At 62.1% G+C, this 425-nt stretch carries 1 protein-coding gene; it reads right to left on the bottom strand.

Annotated elements, in window-relative coordinates; genetic code table 11:
- The coding region (locus EEB15_RS33400; RefSeq protein WP_141514269.1) for an alpha/beta hydrolase at nucleotides 1–425 on the bottom strand (425 nt) is incomplete at both ends.

Here is a 425-nt window from a genome sequence, read left to right on the forward strand (position 1 = left end):
CTTCAGTTCGTTGTAGGGCGGCTGATAGGCGGGGGTACCGCTTTCCGCGTCCTTCCAGCGCTGCTGGCCCAGTTGTTCCAGCGTTCGCGTGCGCTGTTCGAGGGTCACGCTGTCGTTGTAGCCCTTGGACATGACCCGCGTCATGTCGTACATGGTGCTGGTCACCACCGCCTTGACGCGCTTGTCCACGGCCACCGCGTTCAGCGCCATGCCACCCCAGCCGCAGATGCCGATGACGCCGATGCGCTCGCGATTCACTTCCGGCAACAAACTGATGAAATCCACTGCCGCGCTGAAGTCTTCGGTATTGATATCCGGCGAAGCGACGTTGCGTGGCTGACCGCCGCTCTCACCGGTATACGATGGGTCGAACGCCAGCGTGACGAATCCGCGTTCGGCCATGGTTTGCGCATACAGTCCGGAGG

This window comes from Ramlibacter sp. WS9 (genome assembly GCF_003797765.1).
Taxonomy (GTDB): Bacteria; Pseudomonadota; Gammaproteobacteria; order Burkholderiales; family Burkholderiaceae_C; genus Ramlibacter.